Source organism: Microlunatus soli (assembly GCF_900105385.1).
In the GTDB taxonomy this organism is placed as follows: domain Bacteria; phylum Actinomycetota; class Actinomycetes; order Propionibacteriales; family Propionibacteriaceae; genus Microlunatus; species Microlunatus soli.
On sequence record NZ_LT629772.1, the window covers coordinates 3,924,418 to 3,948,681 of the forward strand.

Sequence of the window (24,264 nt, forward strand, 5' to 3'; positions counted from 1 at the left end):
GCCGGTGCTGGTCAGCGCGGACGCTGGCGGGATGGAGAATGTCGAAACCCGTCGACGATGGCGTGGACCGTTGCTGGCGATCGCGTCGAGCGCGGCGATCGGCGGCATCCTGGCCATCGCGGTCGGGCTGCCGGCGATCTGGCGGCTGAGTCGGCCGTACGCCGTGACCCTCGCGCTGCTGGTGGTGATCGAGTCGATCGGCCTGGTATGGGCGCTGGCCCGAGTGCGCCGGCTGCCGATCGGCATGATGGTCGTCGGTGCTGCCGGCATAGCCGCACTCTGGGCGCTGTCGGAGGAGTGCCGGATCCTGCCCGCGCCCGATCCCTTCCTGCCGCTCAACAGCACGGTGGGCATCGGCGGCTGGTTGTGTGCCGGGCTCCAGTTGCTGGTGGTGGCGACGACGGTGATCAGGCTGGTGCTGCCGATGCGGACACCCGGCCGTTCGGCACGGCTGATCGGCCTGATGGCGACCGCGCCGCTGCTGACCGTGGTCGTGTTGCTCGGCATCCTGAGTGTCGTGACGGCCGGGTCGGGATTCCGCGGACCGTCGATCCCGGCGACCACCCGTCCGGTCACCATGCTGCCCGCCGGTCGTCGGTCCACGGTCGAGTACTGCCGCCCGGGCGGCGTGCCGCTACCGATGGATCTCTACCTGCCGCGCGTCGCCGCGACCTCGGACCCGGCACCGGTGGCGCTGTACGTGCACGGTGGCGGACTGGTGATCGGCGATCGCCGGACCAGCGGGCTCGGCGCGCAGTTGGCCGGTCACGACGGCGCACTCTTCATCGGGCTGCAGCGACGGCTGAACGCTTCGGGATTCGTCGTCGCGTCGATCGACTACCGGCTGACCCCGGGCTCGGACTGGCGGGCCCCACTGAGCGACGCCAAGTGTGCGGTCCGGTTCCTGCGGGCGCACGCCGACGAACTGGGCGTCGACCCGTCCCGGATCGGCGTCTGGGGCAGCAGCGCCGGCGGCCAGTTGGCATCGTTGCTGGGCCTCGTCGGCCCGTCGGCCGGCTTCGATCGTGGCCAGTATGCGGACCGCTCCAGTGCGGTGCAGGCCGTGGTGGACATGTTCGGGCCGCCCGATGTGGCGCGGTACGGTGACGCGGGTCCGTTCGTCCGGATGATCTTGTCGGTGAGTCTCGGCGACTCGCCGCGGGTGCGAAGGGCGATGAGCCCGGCCAGCTATGTCAGAACGGGTGCGCCGCCCTTTCTGATCCTGCAGGGCCGACGCGACTCGGCCGTCCTCTTCGATCTGTCCGTCGGGTTCAGCCACGCTCTGCGGGCCGCCGGAGGTTCGGCGACGATGGTGGCCGTCGACGGGGCGGGGCACGGTCTGGATGCTCCGGGTCAACGGCCGTCGCCGTCGGAGCTCACCGATCAGGTGGTGCGGTTCTTCCGGACCTCGCTCGGTTGACCGCCGGTCATGATCGGCGAACCGCGATCCCCGCGCCGGCGGCATCACTATGCTGTCAGGGTGGCGATGAAGCCGCTCGGGCGGCGATCCTGGCTGGTCGATGGTGCGGTCGCCTGCGCGGTCCTGGTGGTGGCCGAGATCGCCATCGCGACCGGGCATGAGACCGGGGCGATCCAGCGCAGTTGGCTTGCCTACCTGCTCGGCGTCGCCATGGCGGCGCCGGTCCTGCTGCGCCGCCGGCATCCGCTGCTCGAGGTGTACGCGGTCGGCGTGGCGCTGTTGATCTTCTACTCGATCGGCTTCCCCGGCTTCCCGCCGGCGGTGGTGCTGGCGGTGCCGTTGTTCGACGCCGCTCGCGGTGGCCGCCCCTGGCACGCCCTTCCGGTGCCGGTGTTGTTGATGGCGGCCGGCATGGTGGTCGCGATCGGCAACGGGATGCGGCCACTGGTCGTCGTCGACCAGTTCCTGCCGCAGTTCGGGCTGGTGGCCGTCGCCCTGCTGCTCGGCGCCCTGATCCGCAGCCGGCAGGCCTACGCCGAGCAGACTCGGCAGCGGGTGCAAGCGATCGCCCAGGCCAGGGAACGGGAGGCCGAACGGCGGATGGTCGAGGAACGACTCCGGATCGCGCGGGAACTGCACGACACGGTGGCACACGCGATCACCACCATCACCGTGCAGTCCGGTACCGCGTTGTATCTGATGGATGATCACTCCGAGCAGGCGCGTGAGGCGTTGACCGCGATCCGCAACACCAGCAAGGATGTGCTCGGCGAGATGCGGACCACTCTCGGGGCGCTGCGCGGTACGGCGGACCGTGCCGAGGAGGAGCGGCGCGGGCTTGATCATCTGCCGGCGCTGCTGGCCGCGGTCCGTGCTGCGGGGCTGCAGGTGGAGCTGCGCTGCGTCCCGGCAGCCACCGGGAGCGCCGGCAACGGCGAGCACGATCCGCCGGCCGTCCGGGTGGACCACGCGGCCTACCGGATCGTCCAGGAGTCCCTGACCAACGTACTGCGACATGCGGGTCCGGCCGCCCGAGCCGAGGTCTGCTTGCAGTACGGCGCCGACGCGGTGACCGTCGAGATCCGCGACGACGGCGTCGGACCACGCCGACAACGAGACGCCGGGCACGGGCTGGCCGGGATGGCCGAACGCGTCGAGGCGTTGGGTGGCCGATTCGAGGCCGGTGCCGGCCCCGACGGCGGTTACCGGGTGACGGCCGTGCTGCCGGCAGGACCGAAATCGGGTACGCCGTGATCCGGGTGCTGTTGGCCGACGACCAGGCACTGGTCCGGGCCGGATTCAGGGGACTGATCGACACCGCGCCGGACCTGCGGGTCGTGGGCGAGGCGGCCAACGGCGGGGAAGCGGTGGCGATGACCCGGGACCTGCTGCCCGACGTCGTCCTGATGGATCTGCGGATGCCCGACGTGGACGGGGTGACCGCGACCCGACGGATCACCGAGGACAGTCGGCTGACCGGTGTCCGGGTGCTGGTGCTGACCACGTTCACCGAAGAACCCGACGTGTTCGCCGCGCTGCGGTCCGGGGCCAGCGGCTTCCTGGTCAAGGACGCCGAGCCGGAGGAACTGCTGCACGCGATCCGGCTGATCGCTGCGGGGGAGTCGTTGTTGTCGCCCCAGGTCACCGGAGCCGTGATCGCGCGGTTCGCCCGGTCCGAGATGCCGGATGAGATCCGCCGCCCGGAGCCGCCCGAGCTCGCCCTGCTGACGGCCCGGGAACGGGAGGTGGTGCAACTCGTCGCCGCCGGACTGTCCAACGACGAGATCGCCGCCGAGCTGGTGGTCAGCCCGTTGACCGCGAAGACCCACGTCTCCCGCGTGATGATCAAGATCGATGCCCATGACCGGGCGCAGCTGGTCGTGTTCGCCTACCAGAGCGGCCTGGTGACCCCAGGGCCGTACTCGCCGAGGAGTAGCCGCCGGGAGTCCTGATCCTCATGAGGTGACTGCGCTGGCAGGACGCCGAACCTGTCGCTGCCCGGGCAGGCTGAGGTCATGTTCGAGATGGCGGCAAACCTCAGTGAAGTTCTCGGCCCGGCGTTGATGATGATCATGGCGGTCGCGGGCTATCGGATCGGCCAGCTCGCGGAACGCCGCAGCGCACTCCGGCTGCGCCGTGCAGTGCGTCGGATCCTGATCCACCTCATGATCAACATCGTCTTCCTGATCATGCAGATCGTGTTGGCGTTGATGCTGTGGACGGTGGACTGGAACTTCGCCTCCAACCGGATCGTGCTCGCCGTTCCCGCTGTTCTGGTGCCGACGGTGATCATGATCGTGATATCGGTGCCGAGGCTGTTCCGGCTGGCCCGGTCGGCGCGGGTCGAGACGGCAGAGGCGGTGACCGTGCTGCGCCGGCTCGCCGCCGATCCCCGGACGGTGGTGCCCGCCCAGCTGGCTGCTGTCGGGGCGCTGATCGACTGCTGGGTGGTCTTCGTCGACCGACCGGCGCCGCCCTATGGCAGCTACGCCGCCGGCGTCTGGGTGATCCTGGTGGCGGTCGCTGCCGCGCTCTGGGTGCGACAGCTCCGTCGCCGAGACGGCATCGGCTCGCCCCATGATCGACGACGGCCGTTGTGGCTGCGAGGCGTCCGAGCCGGATCCGGAATCGCTGCGGTGGCGCTCGCCCTGCTCGCCTTGTTCGGCTACGGGACGGTGACCAGTCGGCTGCCCGATCGGGTGAGCATGAACGCGATGACGGACATGGACTGGGGAGGTGGGCCGGCCGGGATGCCGGGGCACGCGACGGCAGGCTCCGGATCGGCTACCAGCGTCGCCGACCTGACCGGACCGCGCGGTGTCCCCGATGTCCATTACACCCTGGTCGCCCGGGCCAAGATCATCCGGCTCAGCTCGGGGCGGGTGGTCCGGGCCTGGACGTTCAACGGCCGGGTCCCCGGCCCGGAGTTGATCATGCACCAGGGTGACCTGGTCGCGATCACGGTGATCAACCATCTGCCCGGGACGGCGGTCACCGCCCATTGGCACGGACTGGAGGTGCCGAATGCCGAGGACGGCGTACCGGGGGTCACCCAGAACGCCATCCGGCCGGGCAGGTCGATGACCTACCGGTTCCGAGCCGAGCAGGTCGGCAGCTTCTGGTATCACTCCCACCAGGTCTCTGCCGAGGCCGTCGTACGGGGGCTGTTCGGCCCGTTGGTGATCCTGCCCCGGCATCGGGCACGGACCGGGCTGGATCTGTCGGTGATGGCCCACACCTGGCCGACAGATCACGGCAACACCGAGGCGTTGGGCACCCATGACACGCTGACCCGGCGCCGCGTCCCGGCCGGGACGCCGGTCCGGCTCCGGCTGACCAACACCCGCGACAACCTGACCTCCGACGCCGGCCCCCGGGTGCTGTCCTTCACCGGAGCCCCGGCCCGGGTCACCGCGATCGACGGCAACGCCGTGCACGAACCGGGCACGCTGACCGACCCGCGGCTGCCGATGCCCGTCGGCGGCCGGTACGACCTGGAATTCACCATGCCCGACCATCCGGTCCGGCTGACCGACGAGCTCGCCCCGACGGCCGGCCTCGTCCTCACCCCGGGCGGCGGCAGCATCCCGCCTCCTGCCGCCCGGACCGCACCGCTGTTCGACCCGGCCCACTACGGCACACCGGCGCCGACCCCGTTCGGCCTGCACAGCCACTTCGACCGGTCGTTCCGAATGATCCTGGACGACGGCCCCGGCTTCTTCGACGGGCACTTCCAGTTCCCGCCGACGATCAACGGCGCGGTGTTCCCGCACACACCGATGCTGATGGTGCGGCGCGGTGACCTGGTCGAGACCACCTTCGTCGACCGTGGCCACATGGATCATCCGATGCACCTGCACGGGCACACGGTGCTCGTGCTGTCCCACAACAACGAGCCGGTCACCGGCAGTCCGTGGTGGACCGACACCCTGGAGGTCCGCCCCGGCGACGTCTACCGGGTCGCCTTCCGCGCCGACAATCCAGGGATCTGGATGGACCACTGCCACAATCTGAAGCATGCGGCGCAGGGCATGGTGATGCATCTCGGCTATGCCGGCGTCAGCACCCCGTACGCCGTCGGCGCCGGGACCGTGAACCACCCTCGATGACGGTCCGGGCCCCGGCGCTGATCGACACCTACAACTTCGCGAAGTCGTCTTTGTAGGAGTCCGGCGTGCGCGGTCGGGGTGCGGCATGGAAAGGTCGAGGGGTGCCGAAGCTGACCCGAAGTGCGCCAAGGTTGACCCGGATCGCCATCGTCAATCGCGGGGAGGCGGCCATCCGGCTGATCCACGCGGTCCGGGACCTGAACGCGCGTCGGCCGGCCGACGATCCCGACCTGATCCGGACCATCGCCTTCTACACCGATGTGGATGCCGGTGCCGCCTTCGTCCGGGAGGCCGACGAGATTCATCTGCTCGGGCCGGCCGCCGAACGGCCGTACCTCGATCTGGTCCGGCTGGAGCAGGCGCTGATCGAGACCGGTGCCGACGCGGTCTGGGTCGGCTGGGGCTTCGTCGCGGAGGATCCGGCCTTCGCCGAGCTCTGCGCCCGGCTGGGCGTGACGTTCATCGGCCCGAGCGCCGACGCGATGCGCAGGCTGGGTGACAAGATCGGCTCCAAACTGATCGCCGAGGAGGCCGGCGTACCGGTCGCGCCGTGGAGCCGCGGTCCGGTCGACACGTTGGAGCAGGCGCTGGCCGTGGCCGACGAGATCGGCTACCCGATGATGCTGAAGGCCACCGCGGGTGGCGGCGGGCGGGGCATCCGCCGGGTCGACCGCGGAGAGGACCTGGTCGAGTCCTACCAACGCACCCGGGACGAGGCCGAGCGGGCGTTCGGCAGCGGGGTGGTGTTCATCGAGAAGCTGATCACCGGCGCCCGGCACGTCGAGGTGCAACTGATCGCCGACGGTCAGGGCACCGCCTGGGCGGTCGGCGTCCGGGACTGCTCGGTGCAACGACGCAATCAGAAGGTCATCGAGGAGTCGGCGTCGGCGCTGCTGGACGACGAGCAGAACGCCGAGATCAAGTCCGCCGCCGAACGACTGGCGCTGGCGGTCGGCTACGCCGGCGCCGGCACGGTCGAGTTCCTCTACCACCCCGATACCCGCAGCTTCGCGTTCCTGGAGGTGAACACCCGACTCCAGGTCGAGCACCCGGTCACCGAACTGGTCACCGGGCTCGACCTGGTCGCGTTGCAGATCCAGGTCGCCGCCGGCAACGCGCTGACCGGCGACCGTCCGGCCGAACGCGGGCACGCCGTCGAGGCCCGACTCAACGCCGAGGACCCGGACCGGGCCTTCGCACCGTCGCCGGGCACCATCTCCCGGCTGGAACTGCCGGTCGGGCCGGGGGTCCGGGTGGACACCGGGGTGACCGAGGGAGACAGCATCCCCGCCGACTTCGACTCGATGATCGCCAAGATCATCGCCTACGGAGCCGACCGGGAGCAGGCGCTCGCCCGCCTGCGGCGCGCGATGTTAGAGACCACCGTCGTGATCGAGGGTGGGACCACCAACAAGAGCTTCATCCTGGAGCTGCTCGACGACCCCGCCGTCACCCGTGGCGAACCGGCCTGGGCCGACACCGGCTGGATCGACCGGACGATGGCCGACGGCGGGCTGATCGCTGACCGGCATGCCGGCGTCGCCCTGGTCGCGGCGGCGATCGAGTCCTACACCGAGCAGGAGCGGACCGAGATCGCGCACTTCCTGAGCACCGCGCGCGGCGGCCGCCCGCAGTTGCAGCACGAGCCGGATCGGACCATCGAGCTCAAGCTGCGCGGCGTCGGCTACGGCGTCACCGTCGGGCAGCTCGGACCGGACCGCCATCGGGTCGCGATCACCGACACCACCGGCACCACCTCGACGGTGGTCGCCGAACTGGACCGGATCGACGAGGTCCACCGCCGGCTGCGGATCGGCGAGCTGAGCTATCGGCTGGTCACCGCCACCCACGGACCGACCCAGCTGATCGAGGTGAACGGCGTCGCGCACCGGATCACCCGCGACGAGGGCGGCATGATGCGTTCGCCGACCCCGGCGCTGGTGGTGGGCACCCCGGTGGCTGTCGGCGACGACGTGGTCGCCGGCGCACCGGTGATCGTGCTGGAGTCGATGAAGATGGAGACCGTACTGCCGGCACCGGTGACCGGTCGGCTGAAGGAGCTGCTGGTCCGGACCGGCACCCAGGTGGAGGCCGGTGAGGCCCTGGCCCGGTTGGAGCCGACCGACGACGCACCCGCTACACAGCCGTCGACCGGGCGGGCCGGGACGATCGAACTGCCGGCCGACCCGGTCGCCGACCTCGACCCTGCCGGACGCGCGGCCCTCGCCCTGACCGTACTGCGGGATCTGTTGCTGGGCTACGACATCAGCCCGGGCCGGACCGGGGAACTGATCGACAGCTACCTGGCCGGCCGGGACGCGCTGGCCGCGACCGGCGTCGACGTGCTGGCCGAGGAGATGGCGCTGGTCGAGCTGTTCACCGACTTCGCCGAATTGTTGCGCAATCGACCCGCCGACGAGGAACTGCAGACCGAACTGCGGGTACACAGTTCGCGGGAGTACTTCCACACCTATCTGCGGACCCTCGATCCCGAACGCGGCGACCTGCCGGTGCACTTCCGGGACAAGTTGTTGCGGGTACTGAGCCACTACGGCCTGACCGATCTGGAACGCAGCGCGGAGCTGGACATGGCGCTGTTCCGGATCTTCCTGGCCCAGCACAGCGGCGCCGACGTCGATGTGGTGGTCGGCATCCTGCAGCGCTGGCACACGCTGCCCGCGCCGGAGGAGACTGTCGCGTTGTCGGCGCGGGCGCTGCTGGAACGGATGGTGCGAGCGACCCAGCGACGGTTCCCGGTGATCGGTGATCTTGCCCGATCGATCCGGTTCGGCTGGTTCGACCAGCCGATCGTCGACAGTCAGCGGGTCCGGGTGCTGGACGGCGTCGCCGACGAGGTGGCAGCCCTGGCCGACTCCGACGCCGACGACCGGGCGGCCCGGATCGACGCCCTGACAGCGATTCCGGAACGGCTGGTGGGCTTCCTGCGGGACCGGCTGGTCGCCGGGCTGCCGGCCGACGAGCCGCTGCTGGAGGTGCTGATCAGGCGGCACTACCGCGAGTACGACCTGCACGACCTGGTCGTCGGTGACCATCACGGACGACCGGTCGTCCGGGCCGAATACCTCAGCCGCAAACACGGTCCGACCAGGGTGGTGTCCACCATCGGCCGGATCGACGAGCTCGCACCGGGGGCGGCGCTCGGTCCGGTGATCGACGCCGAACACTCCGCCGATCAGGGCACCGTCGCCGAGCTCTACTTGCACTGGCCGGAACCGCCGGACGACCCGGACGCGGTGCTGGCCCGGTTGCGGGAACTGCTCACCGGCCAGCAGTTCGTCGCGACCTGTCGGCGGGTGTCGATCGCGGTCTGCCCCGACGGTGACCGGTCGGTCGGCTACTTCACCTTCCGGCACGACTTCGATGATCATGATCAGCTGGTCGAGGACACGCTGGTCCGTGGCATGCATCCGATGGTCGGTCGCCGGCTGAACCTGTGGCGGCTGGCCGAATTCGACGTGACCCGGCTGGAGGCGCCGTCCGACGTCCTGCTGTACGAGTGCGTGGCCCGTTCCAATCCGGCCGATCGGCGACTGGTCGCCGCAGCTCAGGTCCGGCAGATGGCGGTCGTCCGGGACGACGACGGGGCGGTGGTCGCGCTGCCGCACGCCGAGCGGGCGGTGGAGAACTGCCTGGAGGCGATCCGCCGGGTCCGGACCGCCCGCGGCCAGGCCGGATCGTCGCTGGAGATGAATCACGTCTGGGTCACCGTGTGGCCGACGATCCGGGCGGAGCTGGCCGACCTGACCGGGCTGCAGGAGAAGATCACCCCGCTCAGCGACGGCACCGGCATCGAGGAGGTGCTGGCCCAGGGCAAGGTCGCCGACGAGGCCGGCGTGGTGCACCCGATCGCAATCAGATTCCGGGCCCGTCCGGACGGCGGCACCACCGCCGACGTCGTTGCGCCGCCGACCGAACCGCTGGCACCGTTGGACGACTACGCCGCCAAGGTCAAGCGTTCCCGCCGCCGTGGCCTGGTCTATCCCTACGAGCTGGCCTCCGCGCTGACCCGCGGCGGCACTCTGATCGAGCACGATCTCGACGAGGCGGGCAAGCTCGTACCGGTCGACCGGCCACGCGGCCAGAACACGGCCGGCATCATCGTCGCCGTCGTCACCACCCCGACGCCGCTGCATCCGCAGGGCGTCACCCGGGTGGTGCTGTGCGGGGATCCGACCAAGGCACTGGGCGCGCTGTCCGAGGCCGAATGCACCCGGATCGTGGCCGCCCTCGATCTCGCCGAACAGCTCGGCGTACCGGTGGAGTGGTATGCGGTCTCGGCCGGTGCCCGGGTGTCGATGAGCAGCGGCACCGAGAACATGGACTGGGTGGCCGCGGCGCTGAAGCGGATCGTCGAGTTCACCCAGGACGGCGGCGAGATCAACATCGTGGTCGCCGGCATCAACGTCGGCGCCCAGCCGTACTGGAATGCCGAAGCCACGATGTTGATGCACACCAAGGGGATCCTGGTGATGACGCCGGACAGCGCGATGGTGCTGACCGGCAAACAGACCCTGGACTTCGCCGGCAGCGTCTCGGCCGAGGACAACTTCGGCATCGGCGGCTACGACCGGGTGATGGGCCCCAACGGGCAGGCGCAGTACTGGGCCGCGGACCTGGCCGGAGCCCTGGACATCGTTCTCGCGCACTACGAACACAGCTACGTGGTTCCCGGTGAACCGGGTCCGCGCCGAGCACTCACCGTCGACCCGGCCGACCGGGACGTCACCGACTATCCGCACGGCGGCGGCGAGTTCAGCACCGTCGGCGAGATCTTCAGCGCCACCCACAATCCGGACCGCAAACGGGCCTTCGACATCCGTACGGTGATGCGGGCGGTCTCCGATGCCGATCATCCGATGCTGGAACGCTGGGCGGGGATGGCCGAGGCCGAGACCGCGGTCACCGTCGACACCCGGATGGGTGGGCACGCGGTCAGCCTGATCGGGATCGAATCGACCCCGGTGCCGCGAGCCGGGTTCCCGCCGGCCGACGGGCCGGACACCTTCACCGCCGGAACGCTGTTCCCGCGGTCGTCGAAAAAGGTCGCCCGGGCGATCAACGCCGCCTCCGGCAACCGGCCGGTCGTGGTACTGGCCAACCTGTCCGGCTTCGACGGCTCGCCGGAGTCGATGCGCAATCTGCAACTGGAATACGGCGCCGAGATCGGCCGGGCGATGGTCAACTTCGACGGCCCGATCGTGTTCTGCGTGATCTCCCGCTACCACGGCGGCGCGTTCGTGGTCTTCTCCAAGAGGCTGAATCCGCGGCTCACCGTGCTCGCCGTCGAAGGGTCGTACGCATCGGTGCTGGGCGGTGCACCGGCCGCAGCAGTGGTGTTCGCCTCCGAGGTCGCCAAGCGGGCGGCAGCCGACCCACGGGTCGTCGAACTGGAACACCAGATCGCCGACAGCCCCGAAGATCATCGCGGTGCGCTCGGCGTCGAGCTCGCGGACCTGCGGGCAGCGCTGCGGGCGGAGAAGATCGCCGAGGTGGCGGCAGAGTTCGACCGGGTGCACAGCATCCAGCGAGCGGTCGAGGTCGGCTCGGTGGACGAAGTGATCACCGCCGCCGACCTTCGGCCCAAGATCATCGAAGCCATCGAACGCGGACTGGGCGAACGCGGACTGGGCGAACGCGGACTGGGCTGAGCGCGCGCAGCCTGGGACCCGTCCGTGGAGTACGGATGGTGGGTCTCAGGCGGCGTTGTTTTGGGGTGCGGCGGCTTGCCAGACCTGGTGGGCGAAGGGTCCCTGTCCGAGGTCGTGGTTGCCGGTCTCGTTGACCAGAATGATCTTGCCGTGCGGCAGCCCGGAACAGGTGTGTTCCGGGCTGGGGTTGTCGCCGGTTCCAGGGTCCGAGGGTGATGCTGTTGTGTTCGCGTCGGGCCAGTGGTCCGAGTTTGACGTCCCCGGTCTGGTCAGGAATCCCATCCCGGTAGGGGATGCTGTGATCTTGGTTGTCGTCCGACGGATGCGGAGTAGGGGAAGACGCTGCCCGGGTTGCGGAGGAACACGTGCTCGCGTATCGCGTCGGGGATTTCGTAGGCGAGATGCCGCTGCGGGACTCGGTTTGGTTACGAACCTCTGTCGAGGAGTGTGTTCGGGGGTTCGGCAGGTGCGAGTGCTGTCGGCAACGACTCCACGATGCTGCATTGACGGTAGTCAACAATCAATCACCAGCTGAGAAGGCCGGACGATCCAGTAGGAACCCCCCCCGGCGGCCAGCAACCTGACAGAACCTGCGTCCAACCGGCCGTCCGTTCCGGGCCGACCGGCGGATTGGAGCGTACCGCCCAATCGGTCTACGGGCGACTGACGGACATCGGAATGTACACGAGATCCAGTTCGCTAGCTCCATGGAGGCTTCTCAGGGCGGTCCAGGCCAGCTTCGCGGGCGAGCAGGCCGGCCTGGGTACGGTTGGTGCAGTCGAGCTTGATCAACAATCGGGACACGTAGCCCTTGATCGTCGCTTCGCTCAGGAACAAGGAACGCCCGATCGCGGCATTGGACATCCCTCGGCCGAGACAGCCGAGGACCTCGAGTTCCCGCTCGGTCAGGTCGTCGGGCAGGTCTTCCTTGCTGGAAGCGGATTGGGCGCCGAGCAGGCTGCGGGTCGCCGGGGCCGACAGCACGGTGTGGCCGTCCGCGGCTACCCGGACCAGGTTGATCAGGTCCTCCGGTGGTGTCGACTTGAGCAGGTAACCCGACGCTCCGGCGCGCAGCGCCTTGGCGGTGTAACTGTCGGCGTCGAAGGTGGTCAGCGCTACCACGATCGGCGGATCCGCCAGGGTGACGATCCGTGCTGTCGCCTGCAGCCCGTCCACCCCGGGCATCCGGAGATCCATCAACACCACATCGGGGCGGTGTCGGGTGACCGCCTCCACCGCGGCCGCGCCGTCCTCGGCGGTGTCGACGATCTCGATGTCGTCGGCCGAGGACAGGATCGTCGACAGGTGTGCGCAGACCATCGGCTCGTCGTCGACGATCACGATCCTGATCGGTGGTCGCTCAGCCGACATGGCTCGGAATCCGTGCTGTCATGACGAATCCTCCCTCGGCGTCGGCAGCGGCGGCCAGCTCGCCACCGAGGATCTGCACCCGCTCCCGTAAACCGCGCAGGCCCGCCCCGGTGCCGGTGGCCGAGTTCGCTCCGGGCGGATCGGCAGCCGGCCCGTTCTGCACCATCAGTTCGAGTTGATCATGGGCGTAGGTCACCGACACCGTGGTTGCTGCGCCCGGCGCGTGCTTGTGCACATTGGTCAGCCCTTCCTGGACGACCCGGTAGGCGGTCCGCCGGGTGACGGGCTCCACCGGTGCGATGGCACCGTCGATCTGCAACCGCACCGGCAGTCCGACCGTTCTGGACTCCTCGACCAGTTCGTCCAGCGCATCGGGTAGGCCGGCGTCCGGCTCGGCACTGTGTGCTCGGGGTGTCGTGCTGTCGGCCGAACGCAGCATGCCGAGCTGGTCGGCAAGATCATCGAGCGCTCGACAGCCGGTCTCGCGCAGCGTCTCCGCGGACCTAATCGTCTGCTCGTCGGTGGCCGTCATCCGCAACACGCCGGCCTGCAACACCATCAGATTGACCCGATGGGAGACCGAGTCGTGCAGCTCGGCGGCGAGCCGAGCCCGCTCCTGTGATCGCGCTCGCTCGGCTCGCAACTCCTGCTCCCGTTCCGACAGCGACGCCTGGGACCGCAGATTGGCGATCATCTCGGCCCGGGTGGACAGGTAGATGCCGGCCAATGCCGGTACCGCAGTGTGCAGCAGGCCGACCGAACCGTGCTCCAAGCTGAACCGCCACGGTCGGGTGGCCAGCACGGTCACCAGTACCAGCAGGGTCGGCAGCAGCCAGCGGCGATAGCTGCCGCGGTAGCAGCTCCGATTCCAGTGCCAGTGTGCTGCCACGCTCGAGATCGCCAACGGCGTCCAGGAATTCAGCAACGCGAAATCGATCAAGGTGTCGTCGACCAGGAGCGGCAGATATCCGACGATCGCCACAGCCGCCAGGATGGTACCGATCAGCAGCGGCGCCCGCCGGTAGCACCAGACCGCCGGCGAGATGATCAACTGTGCGGCCATGATCACCAGCGCTGTCCACGGGAGCGGCGCGCTGTGCAGCAGCAACGGCGTCGGCGCGACGACGGCCAACACGACGGCCGTCACCTTGTCCCATCCGTTCCGCTGACCCGAGATCACCCGGCCGACGTTACCGACCGATGGGGTAGCAGGCGAGGGGCTGCGAGCTGCTCGCGACGAAAGTCGCATCGTTCTCGACCAAGGGAGCGTCGATCGCCGACGTTCCGGGCTGTCGGTCATCCGGCCGCCGGCGGTGCAATCGACGGGTCCGCGAAACCCCGACCTGCTGGGAGAGATCGTGCTTCTCAGAACACCACACCGGTCATCGGCCACCCGGCTCCACGCTGGCCCCGCAGCGCCCGAAGCAACCGCGCCCGGGAGTGCGCGATGAGTGACACAACGATCAACCTGCGACTGGCGATGCTCCGCGGCGGGTTCCGACTGCTCGAACCGATCGCCCCCGGCTTCGCGGCACGCCGCGCCGCCAGCCTGTGCGTTCGACTGCCGGGCGGCGCAGGGCGGCGCCGCGACGACCGGCCGGCGCCGGGCAAGCTCAGCACCTCCTTCCTGGCCGGACGGATGATCCGGGTGGAGAGCTGGGGAAGCGGAGAACCGGTCTATCTGATGCATGGGTGGGGCGGCTGGCGCGGCCAGCTCGGTGCGTTCATCGAACCGTTGGTCGATGCCGGCTTCCGTGTCGTCGCTTTCGACGCGCCCGGACACGGTGGTTCGGTTCCCGGCACCATCGGGGAAGGCAACGGGTGCTTCGGCGAGTTCGTCGACACCCTGCGGGCCGTCGTCGATGATCATGGTCGGCCGACCGCTGTCGTCGCGCATTCCTTCGGCTGCGCAGCGACGGTTGCCGCTCTCGGTGACGGGATGCCGGCCGGCCGGCTGGTGTTGCTGGCGCCGGCGGTCGACCCGATGACCTATGTCGGTGCGGTGGCCAGCGGCTTCGGCATCGGGCCACGAACCATCCGGCGGACGGTGCAGCGGATCGAGCAACAGGTCGGCAGGGCCCTGACCGACTTCGACCTGCGCACCGTCGATCCACGAACGTTGCCCAGGACCTTGATCATCACCGACCGACAGGACCGGGAGATGCCTCATCGGCACGCAATCGATCTTGCTGCCGGATGGTCGTGCTCGGAGTTGATGATCACCGACGGGCTGGGCCATCAACGCATCCTGCGGGATCCGGATGTGATCGTGCGCACCGTCGACTTCGTGCAGGCCGCGCGGGGTGAGTCATGAGCGGCCGCGGACCGGCGATCGGGGTCGTGGTCCCGCACGACATGCCGCTGGATCGTGAGTTGTGGCGCTGGACCCCCGACGATGTCACGTTGTTGTTCACCCGGACGCCGTATTCGCCGTTGGAAGTGACCGCGGAGTTGGAGGTCGAGTTGGGCAAGCCGGTGATCACGGCCAATCAGGCCACCATGTGGGCCGCGTTGCGGCTGGTCGGACGGCAAGCCGTCGGACCCGGCCAACGACTGATCGAACAAGCCGAAACCACGTTGCGGAGCGTCGCATGAACACCATCCGAGCCGGTGTGATCTGCTGGATCGGCACCGCGGTCTTCTTCGTCGGGCAGGCGATCGCACAGGCTTGGGTCCGGGCGCCGTACAGCATGATCGACAACTACGTCAGCGATCTCGGCGCGGTCGACTGCGGCTCGGTCTCGGTCGGCATCTACCGCGCCCAGGTCTGCTCGCCACTGCACGGCTTCATGAACGCAGGTTTCGTGCTGACCGGTGTCGGCATCGTCCTCGGCACGCTGCTGTTGCGCCCACTGTGGCCGACCGGGAGGTGGCGGACCGCCGCAACGGTCCTGCTGGTGTTGGGCGGCGTCGGGAAGATCATCGCCGGGATGTCACCGGAGGATCTGTGCCCGGTCGCGCACCTCGGCGGCGCCGTCTTCAGCGGACCGGTCGCGACGATCGGAGTGCTGGTGCTGGCTCGGGCGGTCGGTGCCGAACACCGTGTCCTGGCTCGGATCCTGCTGGGCTGTGGGCTGGTCGGGGTGGCCGGTCTACTCTTGAGTGCGGCAGCGTCACAAGGCATCGGCCTCGGTGTCGGGATCACCGAGCGGATCGCGGCCTACCCGACCATCATTGCGACAACGCTGGCCGGCGGGTGGCTGTTGATCAAGCTCGACTGAGATCGACCAGCCGGGTGAGGTTGCGGGTGGCCATCGCGATCGTCAGCGGCCCGACCCGCGGCACGAAGACACTGGCACGGTCCATGATCGAATCGTCGAAATTGGCGTTCTCCGCAACGTTGACACAGATCGCCCCGGCCCTGATCTCCGCGCCCTGGATGCGTTCGAAATCCGCTGACGGAACCGCAGAGATAACGGCGTCGGCGGCGCCGAGGGCGGTGCCGCGGTCGACGTCGGAGTCCCGGACGTCGTGCGCCTTGCGACCGATCGCCGGTTCGAACATCACGGTGCCGTTGATGTCGAGGGAATAGACCAGCGCCCCGTCGTTGGCGAGCATCGCCGACAACGGTCGCCCGACCAGGTCGCTGCGGTTGATCACACAAGCCGTCATCCCACGCAGCGGTGCGTCACCGCCCGCGTTGCGCATGCCGGCATGCTGCAACAGCTTCAAGATCGCCAACGGGGTGCACGGCAGGATCGCTCGCCGATCACTGTCGGAGTCGAGGAACCGCTGGTTCTCATACAGCAGTCGACTCCAGAAGGAATGCAGCCCCTCCACATCCTTGCGGGGATCGACCAGTTCGCGAAGCCAGCGATCGGTGGCCCGGCCGCCGATCGGGTAGTAGAGGAAGATGCCGTCGACCTCGGGGTCGACGTTGGCCTCGGCGATCTCCCGTTCGACGGTGCCGGCGTCGACCCGTCGGACGTCCATCTCGATGCCGACCAGTTCGCTGCCACGCCGGGCATAGTGGGCGTAGGTCGCGGCCGGTCCCTCGTCCTGGCCGAGCAGTCCGACGATCCGTAGCCGACGGCCACCCTCAGCGAGTCGGCGGACCTCCCGCCGGACCTCGGCCCGATACTCCTTGGCGACGACCGAGGGGTTGAGCACCGAAGCGGTCATGCGGGCTACCTCCAAGCCTGACAACGAGCGCGGTCCCGACGCCGCGGTGTCGGCGCGGCCGGTGCGATCTTAGACGAGTAAGTCCCGGGCATCGCACGCTGCGCCACGCTCAGAGCACCGCGGGCTGCGTTGCAGCCACTCGCGGTACGCCCGGTACCCCTTCGCGGCTGCGCCTTGCCCGCGGCACTCTGAGCGCGGCTCGCTTGCACGATCCCCTGGACTTACTCGTCTAGCGGTCAGCCGAACCGCTTCTGGAATTCGCCCAGCCGTTCGGCGGGGACGAAGCCGAGCTGTTCGTTGACGGCGTTCATGTGGGTGTTGGAGTCGGCGTTGTAGGTGATGACGGCTGCGGCCGCGCCGCCGGAGGTCTGCAGCTGTCGCAGATTGGCGACCTTGACCGCCAGACCGAGTCGATGGCCCCGATCGGCGGATCGGACCAGCGTGCCCCACTGGTAGGCGTTCCCGTCCTGGCCGGAGACCACCAGCTGGGTGTACGCGGCGACGTTGTCCTCATGATCAACAGCGACCGTCCCGTAGGAGGTCCGCTGCTGATCGGCATGCAACGCTTCCTGCTCGCGGATCGCGGCGACATCCGCCGTCGTCGGCTGCAGGTCCAGCTCACCGGTCGGTGCTTCGGTCTCCAGGGACGCGTCCAGCACGGCCCAGCCGGCGACGACTTCGTCCGGCACCGGACCCGACCAGCTCCGCAGCCGGTAGCCACCGTGGCGTTCGGCGGCCGCTGCGGCCAATCGATCAAGATCAACTTCGCGGACCGGGAGCGGGAGCTGGCGCATCACGTCGCCGATCGCCAGGGCATAGCCGTGCCGGCGGGCGAACTCCCGACCTGGCGCCCCGGCTCCGTCGGGTCCGAGCCGATACGGCCAGCTGGACTCGGCCACGACGGTGCTCCGGCCGGCGTCGGTGGCCTGTCGTTCGACCTCGGCGAGGACCTGCGAGCCGATGCCCTGTCGGCGGTGTGCAGCGGGCACGTAGACGCCGAGGCCGGCTCGGTGGGTGTTGTCCTTCAGCGACATCCCGAGCTTGGCCGCGGCGACCACCTCGTCGCCGCGCCGCGCGATGAAGGCTCGACGATCGATCCGGTCGGAGACCTGCTGCAGCTCGCTGCGCGATTCCTCCAGGGTCCACAGCGGGGCGTGCGCACCTCGGTCCGCTCGCTCGGCGGCGGCGTAGCAGTCATACCAGGAGTCGTAGCTCGCCGCATCGAACGGATCGACACGGACGATCTGCAGGTCGCGATGCATCCGGCCACCGTACCGGCCGTCAGTTGATCTTGATCTCCCGCTTCAAGATCTTGCCGGTGGGGCCCTTCGGGATGGTGCCGAACTTCACGATCCGCGGATACTTGTAGGCCGCGATCCGCTCGGCGGTCCAGTCCCGCAACTCATCGGCGGAGACCTCGGTGCCCTCCTTGAGGGTGATCAACGCCGCGATCTCCTCCCCATGACTGGCATCGGGAACGCCGACAACGGCAGCCTCGGCGACCGCCGGGTGGGTGTAGAGGAGTTCCTCGACCTCGCGCGGATACACGTTGTACCCGTTGCGGACGATCATGTCCTTGACCCGGTCGACGATGGTGATGTAGCCGTCCTCGTCGAGGGTGCCGAGATCCCCACTGTGGAACCAGCCGCCGCGCAGCGCCTCGGCCGTCGCCGCCGCATTGTTCAGATAGCCCTTCATGATGTTGTCGCCCCGGATGACGATCTCGCCGATCTCGCCGACCGGGACATCATGATCATCGGGGCCGACGATCTTGGCCTCCACGCCGGGGATCGGTAGCCCGACCGTGCCCGGCTTGGTCGGTCGATCGGGCCGGTTGAAGGTGGCCACCGGCGATGTCTCGGACAATCCGTACCCCTCCAGCAGCCGCAGGTCGAAGGCCTCCTCGATGCCGTGCAGCACCTCCACCGGAAGGGAAGCACCGCCGGACACCGCGAGCCGCAGGGTGGAGGTGTCGAAGCGTTCCTTGTCCGCGAACTGAAGCAGCGCGACGTACATCGTCGGGACACCGTAGAAGATCGTCACCTTTTCGTCCTGGACCACCTGCAAGGCTGCCGCCGGGTCGAATTTGGGCAGCAGCGCCAGGCAGGAACCGGCGTAGACAGCCGAATTCAGCGTGCAGGTCTGGCCGAAGGAATGGAACAGCGGCAGCCCGCCGAACAGCACGTCGTCCGGTCCTCCGGAGAACAGTTCGTCCATGCTGGTCCGGACGTTGGTGCCGATGTTGTGGTTGGACAGCTCGGCGCCCTTGGGTCGGCCCGTGGTGCCGGAGGTGTAGAGGATGACCGCGGTGTCCTGCTCCTCCCGTGCGGTCACCTCGGCCAGCGGCTGCTGCTCGGCCAGCAGTGCGTCGAATTCACCCGGGACGACGGTGATCACGTCAGTTCCGGTGTCCTTGGCGGCCAACGCTGCGTCCGGGGCGAACATCGCGAACACCACGGCCACCCGGCAGCCGCTGTCCTGCCAGATGTAGCTGATCTCACCCGACTTCAGCAGCGGGTTGGTCGGCACCACGACCGCGCCCAACCGCAGGATGCCGTAGTAGACGATCGGGAAGTAGGCGACATTGGGCATGATCAGCGAGACATGATCACCGGGGCGGACGCCGTGCTCGGCCAACAGCGCGGCCGCTCTGGCCGAGGCGTCGTTCAGAGCGGCGAAGCTGAGGGTCACCTCGCCCTGTCGGATCGCCGCAGCATCGGGACGCTCGGTCGCCTGCCGGGTCAACCAGAGCGCCAGGTTGGCCGATTCCTCCCCGGTGCTTGATGCGTCGGTGCCGGATGGATCGGGGCTGACTGGAGCCGCATCGCCTGTCATGACGCGACTGTAATGGCCCGCGGGCTCGTTGTCAGCGGAACCGGAACTGTGGTGAGCCGAACGTCCGGCGGCGATAAACTCGCGCCCGAAACGGACGGGATCGCCCCGATCCGGATCCGCCGATCACCCCTGAACCGGAAAGAGGACTGACGTCACCATGAGCCTGGCCGATCTGTCGGCTGCGGAACTGTCCGCACTGCACGACGACCTGACCGCCCAGTACGCCGACCTGAAGGCCGCCGGGCTCAAGCTCGACCTGACCCGGGGCAAGCCGTCGGCAGAACAACTCGATCTGTCGGCCGAACTGTTGTCGCTGCCCGGCCCTGATCGGACGACCGACGCCTCCGGCACCGACGTCCGCAACTACGGCAACCTGCAGGGACTGCGCGAGATCCGAGAGATCTTCGGTGAGCTGCTGGGGATCGGGCCGGACCAGCTGATCGCGGCGGACAACTCGAGCCTGTCGATCATGCACGACAGTCTGGTCTTCGCCTTGCTGCACGGCCGACCCGGTGGTGATCCCTGGTCCGGTCAGCAGGTGAAGGTGCTGTGCCCGACACCCGGCTACGACCGGCACTTCGCGCTGAGCCAGGAGCTCGGGTTCGAATTGGTCCCGGTCGACCTGACCGCCGACGGTCCCGATCTGGAGACGATCAAGAAGCTGGTCGCCGACGACCCACAGATCAAGGCGATCTGGGTGGTGCCGACCTACGCCAACCCCAACGGCGCGGTGTACAGCGAGGAGATCACCCGCGAGTTGGTGTCGATGCCGACCGCGGCCGAGGACTTCACGCTGCTCTGGGACAACGCCTACGCCGTCCATCACCTGACCGACAGCGAAATCACCCCGGTCGACGTGCTCGGGCTGGCCGCGGCCGCCGGCAATGCGGATCGGGTCTTCGTGTACGCGTCCAGCTCCAAGATCAGCTTCGCCGGCGCCGGGGTGTCCTTCTTCGGGGGATCGCCGTCCGTCGTCGACTGGTATCTGGCGCATCTGGCCAAGCGGACCATCGGACCGGACAAGATCAATCAACTGCGACACGCGCTCTATCTGAAGAACGCCGACGGCGTTCGCGATCTGATGCGCAAGCACCGGGCGATCATCGGTCCGAAGTTCGAGGCGGTGCAGAGGATTCTCACCGAGCGGCTCGGCGACCGTGACGTCGCCACCTGGACCGAACCGCAGGGCGGCTACTTCATCAGCCTGGACGTTGCCGAGGGCACGGCGACCGAGGTGGTCCGGCTCGCCAAGGAGGCCGGCATCGCGCTCACCCCGGCCGGCTCGGCCTACCCGTACGGTCGCGATCCCGGCGACCGGAACATCCGGATCGCGCCCACCTTCCCGCCGCTGCCGCAGGTCACCGCGGCGATCGACGGGCTGGCCACCTGCGTGCTGCTGGCCGCGGTGGCCAAGCTGCGGCAGTGAGTCCACTGGTCGAGCGCATCCTGCCGTCGCGGATGGGGCGTGATTTCCGCTGGTTGATGGCGTCGTCGTGGACCAGCAACATCGGCGACGGGATCGCGCTGGCGGCCGGCCCACTGCTGGTCGCCTCGCAGACCGATTCGGCGTTCGTCGTCGCCCTGGCCGCACTGTTGCAACGGCTGCCCTGGCTGGTCTTCGGGCTCTGGGCCGGCGCACTCGCCGACCGGCTCGACCGGCGGCGGGTGGTGATGATCTCCGACACCCTGCGGGCCGGAGTGATCGCCGTCCTGTGCCTGGTGATCGTCACCGGCAGGATCAACATCGGCGTCATCCTGGTCGCGATGACGCTGTACGGCGTGGCGGAGGTGTTCGCCGACACCACCACCTCGACGCTGCTGCCGATGATGGTCGACAAGGCCGACCTCGGCACCGGCAACCAGCGTCTGCAGGCAGGTTTCCTGACCTGCAACCAGTTGCTCGGACCGCCGGTCGGGGCGTTCCTGTTCGCGATCGGTTCGGTGTGGCCGTTCGCCGTCCAGGTGATCTGCGTGCTGCTCGCGGTGCTGCTGGTATCCCGGATCGCCAGGTCCCGTACGGCCTCGACCGGACAGGAGCCGTGCTCGACCGATCAACAGCCGGCGGAGCCGAGCCACATCCGCCGTGACATCGCCGAAGGGCTGCGCTGGATCTGGCAGCATGCCGCGGTCCGCACCCTGGCGTTGGTCATCCTGGTCTTCAACGTGACCTGGGCCGCGGCCTGGTCGGTGCTGGTGCTCTGGTCGCGGGACCACCTCGGGATGAGCGAGGTCGGCTACGGGCTGCTGACCACCGGCACCGGCGTCGGCGGGCTGATCGGGACCGCGCTCTACGGGGCAGTCGAACGCCGGTTCGCGCTGGCGACCGTGATGCGGGTCTGCCTGCTGCTGGAAGTACTCACACATCTGGCCCTGGCGCTCACCGACGCCGGCTGGCTGGCGATCGTCATCATGGTCGAATTCGGCGCCTACGGTTTCATCTGGGGAACGGTGTCCAACACCGTCCGGCAGCGGGCCGTCCCGCAGCAGTATCAGGGCCGGGTCAGCGCGGTCTACATGATGTGCGTGTTCGGCGGCCTGATCGCCGGCCAGGCGATCGGCGGGCTGATCGCCGAGCAGTGGGGGCTGGTGGCCCCGTTCTGGTTCGCCTTCGCCGGCGCCGGCATCACCCTGATCCTGGTCTGGCGGCAGTTGGCCAGCATCGCCCACGCCGGCGACGACCTGCCGGAGCCGACCCGACCGTGAGCGGTCTGACCGCCGAGTTCGCATCTGGCCGTCCGGTTGCGTACACTCAACCTCTTGGTGGCTTCACCATGGTCGGTCGCGCCCAACTCGCGGGTGCCTCTAGGCTGTGGAGAGCTGTCGAAGGGCATTAGCTCAATTGGTAGAGCATCGGTCTCCAAAACCGAAGGTTGTGGGTTCGAGTCCCTCATGCCCTGCGCAACGGGCCCGGCAGGCTGGATCGGCCCGCTGCCGGACGGCCCCAGATCGGGAGGTACGGGTCGGCCGGGAGGCTAGTCGAACCTGGCTAGCAAGCTGAACCGACCAGAAGGACACCCACGTGGCGGAAGAGAAGGACACCGATTCGGCGCCGGACGACGGCGTGACCGAATCGGATGCTGTCACACCCTCACCGCGGCACGGGATCGCGCCGGAGACTCCCGAACCGGCCGATGTCGCGGACGAGACGCCCACGTCCGACGAGCTGGACGAGACCGACTCCGTCGACACGTCCGAGGACGCCGAAGACGTGGAGCGAGCCGACCCGGACGCGTCGGGCGACGATGCCGATCCGGTCGACGATGCCGACTCGACCGAGGATTCCGCTCCCGCGGAGGACTCCGATCCTGCCGAGGATTCCGATGGATCCGGTGCGGATCGGGAGCTGGTCGGTGTCGGTGCCGCCGCGAAATCCCGGCAGGCCGGGTCGCGTTCCGGCGGTCAGCTGGCCAAATCCAGCGGCCGCGCCAAGAAGGACAAGCCGACACCCAAGCAGCGTGCCGAGGTCGACAAGCCGAAGCGGACGACGCCGCTGGAGTTCGTGCGCGGCGCGATCTCAGAACTGAAGAAGGTCGTTTATCCGACCGGTTCCCAACTGGCGAACTATTTCGTGGTCGTGCTGGTGTTCGTGATGCTCGTCATCGCGATCGTGACGGCGCTGGATTACGGCTTCGGTTGGGCGATGCTGAAGGTGTTCAGCTGATGACCGACCCCGCCGCAGAATCGTCCCCGAGCCAGCCCGGCAACGGCCAAGTCAACGATGGAGAACAAGACGTGACAGAGAACTTTCCCACGAACTCCGCACCCGAGGGTGAGGAGTCGCCGGAAAGCACCCCATCACAGGATCAGGCGACCGAGCAGGATCTGGCACCCCAGCAGGATCTGGCACCCCAGCAGGATGAGGGCCAGGAGCAGGATTTCGAGATCGACCTGGGCCAGGACAGCTTCGGTGAAGGCAGTTCCGATTCCGACGTCGACATCGACCTGAACTTCGGATCCGACGCTGCCGAAGAGTCCGGCGACAGCGGCATCAACCTCGATTTCAAGACCGAGGCAGAGGAAGAGGCCGACGAACAGGCCGAGCTCGACGAGGCGGACGCCGACGCCGCCGACGAGGCCGTGCTGGAAGCGTTCCGCAGCGAGCTGCGGGCCAAGATCGGCGACTGGTACGTCGTGCACACCTACTCCGGGATGGAGAACCGGGTCCAGCAGAATCTGGAGAACCGGGTGTCCTCGCTCAACATGGAGGACTTCATCTTCGAGATCGTGGTGCCGACCGAGGAGGTCACCGAGATCCGCAACGGTCAGCGCAAGACGCTGAAGCGGACCACGTTGCCCGGTTACGTGCTGGTCCGGATGGACCTGACCGACGAGTCCTGGTCGACCGTTCGACACACCCCGTCGGTGACCGGCTTCGTCGGACATTCCAACAATCCGGTGCCGCTCGGGCTGGACGAGGTGGAGAAGATGCTGGCTCCGGCCGTCGTCGCCGCCGCCAACGCCAGTAAGGAGGCCCCGACCCGGGCCAAGAAGAAGAAGGTCGAGGTCGCCGACTTCGCACCGGGCGATTCGGTGATGGTGATCGACGGTCCGTTCGCCGGCGTGCACGCCACGATCACCGAGATCAACGCCAATGCCCAGCGGATCAAGGCCCTGGTCGAGATCCTCGGTCGGGAGACCCCGGTCGACCTGACGTTCTCCCAGATCCAGAAGGTCTAGGTCATGCATGAGGGTCCGGAGCTTGTCGAAGGATCCTCGAACTCAAAGATTTCCCGTGCGA

The 24,264-nt window shown here is 68.5% G+C and carries 17 protein-coding genes and 1 tRNA gene; 13 read left to right on the forward strand and 5 right to left on the reverse strand.

Features of this window, described 5'->3' with window-relative positions; translation table 11 throughout:
• Positions 1-31: 31 nt before the first annotated feature.
• The 5 genes from BLU38_RS17995 to BLU38_RS18015 all read left to right on the forward strand — a co-directional run bounded on the left by BLU38_RS17995 (position 32) and on the right by BLU38_RS18015 (position 11,198).
• On the forward strand, positions 32-1,420 hold the full coding sequence (locus tag BLU38_RS17995) for an alpha/beta hydrolase (protein ID WP_157683539.1): 1,389 nt from the start codon (positions 32-34) through the stop codon (positions 1,418-1,420).
• Between the two features lie 66 nt (positions 1,421-1,486).
• Positions 1,487-2,674, forward strand: coding sequence for a sensor histidine kinase (locus tag BLU38_RS18000; protein WP_231920406.1), 1,188 nt, complete (start codon positions 1,487-1,489; stop codon positions 2,672-2,674).
• Positions 2,671-3,372, forward strand: coding sequence for a response regulator (locus BLU38_RS18005; RefSeq protein WP_091526868.1), 702 nt, complete (start codon positions 2,671-2,673; stop codon positions 3,370-3,372). The genes BLU38_RS18000 and BLU38_RS18005 overlap by 4 nt, the downstream gene beginning before the upstream one ends.
• Before the next feature lie 63 nt (positions 3,373-3,435).
• Complete coding sequence (locus tag BLU38_RS18010) at positions 3,436-5,529, forward strand: multicopper oxidase family protein (RefSeq protein WP_091526869.1); 2,094 nt, start codon at positions 3,436-3,438, stop codon at positions 5,527-5,529.
• Positions 5,530-5,630: 101 nt separating this feature from the next.
• Positions 5,631-11,198, forward strand: a complete 5,568-nt coding sequence (locus tag BLU38_RS18015) for an ATP-binding protein (RefSeq protein WP_231919905.1) — start codon at positions 5,631-5,633, stop codon at positions 11,196-11,198.
• A 699-nt stretch (positions 11,199-11,897) separates the two neighbouring features.
• Here the strand turns inward: BLU38_RS18015 and BLU38_RS18025 are convergent.
• On the reverse strand, positions 11,898-12,569 hold the full coding sequence (locus tag BLU38_RS18025) for a response regulator transcription factor (protein ID WP_091526871.1): 672 nt from the start codon (positions 12,567-12,569) through the stop codon (positions 11,898-11,900).
• Positions 12,559-13,749: a sensor histidine kinase gene (locus BLU38_RS30955; RefSeq protein ID WP_157683541.1), complete on the reverse strand. Its 1,191-nt coding sequence runs from the start codon at positions 13,747-13,749 to the stop codon at positions 12,559-12,561. The genes BLU38_RS18025 and BLU38_RS30955 overlap by 11 nt, the downstream gene beginning before the upstream one ends.
• A gap of 267 nt (positions 13,750-14,016) precedes the next feature.
• Between BLU38_RS30955 and BLU38_RS30960 the strand changes: the two genes are divergently transcribed.
• The 3 genes from BLU38_RS30960 to BLU38_RS18040 are packed head-to-tail and all read left to right on the forward strand — an operon-like array spanning position 14,017 to position 15,790.
• Positions 14,017-14,883, forward strand: coding sequence for an alpha/beta fold hydrolase (locus BLU38_RS30960; protein ID WP_157683542.1), 867 nt, complete (start codon positions 14,017-14,019; stop codon positions 14,881-14,883).
• Entirely contained in the window at positions 14,880-15,164 is a 285-nt protein-coding gene (locus BLU38_RS18035; RefSeq protein WP_091526873.1) for a hypothetical protein, read from the forward strand. The genes BLU38_RS30960 and BLU38_RS18035 overlap by 4 nt, the downstream gene beginning before the upstream one ends.
• Entirely contained in the window at positions 15,161-15,790 is a 630-nt protein-coding gene (locus BLU38_RS18040; protein WP_091526874.1) for a DUF998 domain-containing protein, read from the forward strand. Before BLU38_RS18035 ends, BLU38_RS18040 begins: the two co-directional genes overlap by 4 nt.
• On the opposite strand, the gene BLU38_RS18045 is transcribed toward BLU38_RS18040, so the two are convergent.
• The 3 genes from BLU38_RS18045 to BLU38_RS18055 all read right to left on the reverse strand — a co-directional run bounded on the left by BLU38_RS18045 (position 15,777) and on the right by BLU38_RS18055 (position 19,526).
• Positions 15,777-16,691, reverse strand: a complete 915-nt coding sequence (locus BLU38_RS18045; protein WP_091526875.1) for a bifunctional methylenetetrahydrofolate dehydrogenase/methenyltetrahydrofolate cyclohydrolase — start codon at positions 16,689-16,691, stop codon at positions 15,777-15,779. The genes BLU38_RS18040 and BLU38_RS18045 overlap by 14 nt on opposite strands.
• A 236-nt stretch (positions 16,692-16,927) precedes the next feature.
• Entirely contained in the window at positions 16,928-17,953 is a 1,026-nt protein-coding gene (locus tag BLU38_RS18050; RefSeq protein ID WP_091526876.1) for a GNAT family N-acetyltransferase, read from the reverse strand.
• 19 nt (positions 17,954-17,972) lie between these two features.
• The gene (locus tag BLU38_RS18055) at positions 17,973-19,526 is read right to left on the reverse strand and encodes a long-chain-fatty-acid--CoA ligase (RefSeq protein ID WP_091526877.1); all 1,554 of its coding nucleotides are present in this window, start codon (positions 19,524-19,526) and stop codon (positions 17,973-17,975) included.
• A 157-nt stretch (positions 19,527-19,683) separates the two neighbouring features.
• On the opposite strand from BLU38_RS18055, the gene BLU38_RS18060 reads away from it, so the two are divergent.
• The 5 genes from BLU38_RS18060 (at position 19,684) to nusG (ending at position 24,203) form a co-directional block, all read left to right on the forward strand.
• Complete coding sequence (locus tag BLU38_RS18060; RefSeq protein ID WP_091526878.1) at positions 19,684-20,952, forward strand: PLP-dependent aminotransferase family protein; 1,269 nt, start codon at positions 19,684-19,686, stop codon at positions 20,950-20,952.
• Positions 20,949-22,229, forward strand: a complete 1,281-nt coding sequence (locus BLU38_RS18065; protein WP_197679764.1) for an MFS transporter — start codon at positions 20,949-20,951, stop codon at positions 22,227-22,229. The genes BLU38_RS18060 and BLU38_RS18065 overlap by 4 nt, the downstream gene beginning before the upstream one ends.
• Positions 22,230-22,350: 121 nt before the next feature.
• Positions 22,351-22,423: transfer RNA gene (locus tag BLU38_RS18070), tRNA-Trp, on the forward strand.
• 122 nt (positions 22,424-22,545) lie between these two features.
• Complete coding sequence (gene secE, locus BLU38_RS31790) at positions 22,546-23,187, forward strand: preprotein translocase subunit SecE (RefSeq protein WP_231919906.1); 642 nt, start codon at positions 22,546-22,548, stop codon at positions 23,185-23,187.
• A gap of 71 nt (positions 23,188-23,258) precedes the next feature.
• Positions 23,259-24,203, forward strand: a complete 945-nt coding sequence (nusG, locus tag BLU38_RS18080) for a transcription termination/antitermination protein NusG (protein ID WP_331715046.1) — start codon at positions 23,259-23,261, stop codon at positions 24,201-24,203.
• Positions 24,204-24,264: the final 61 nt, after the last annotated feature.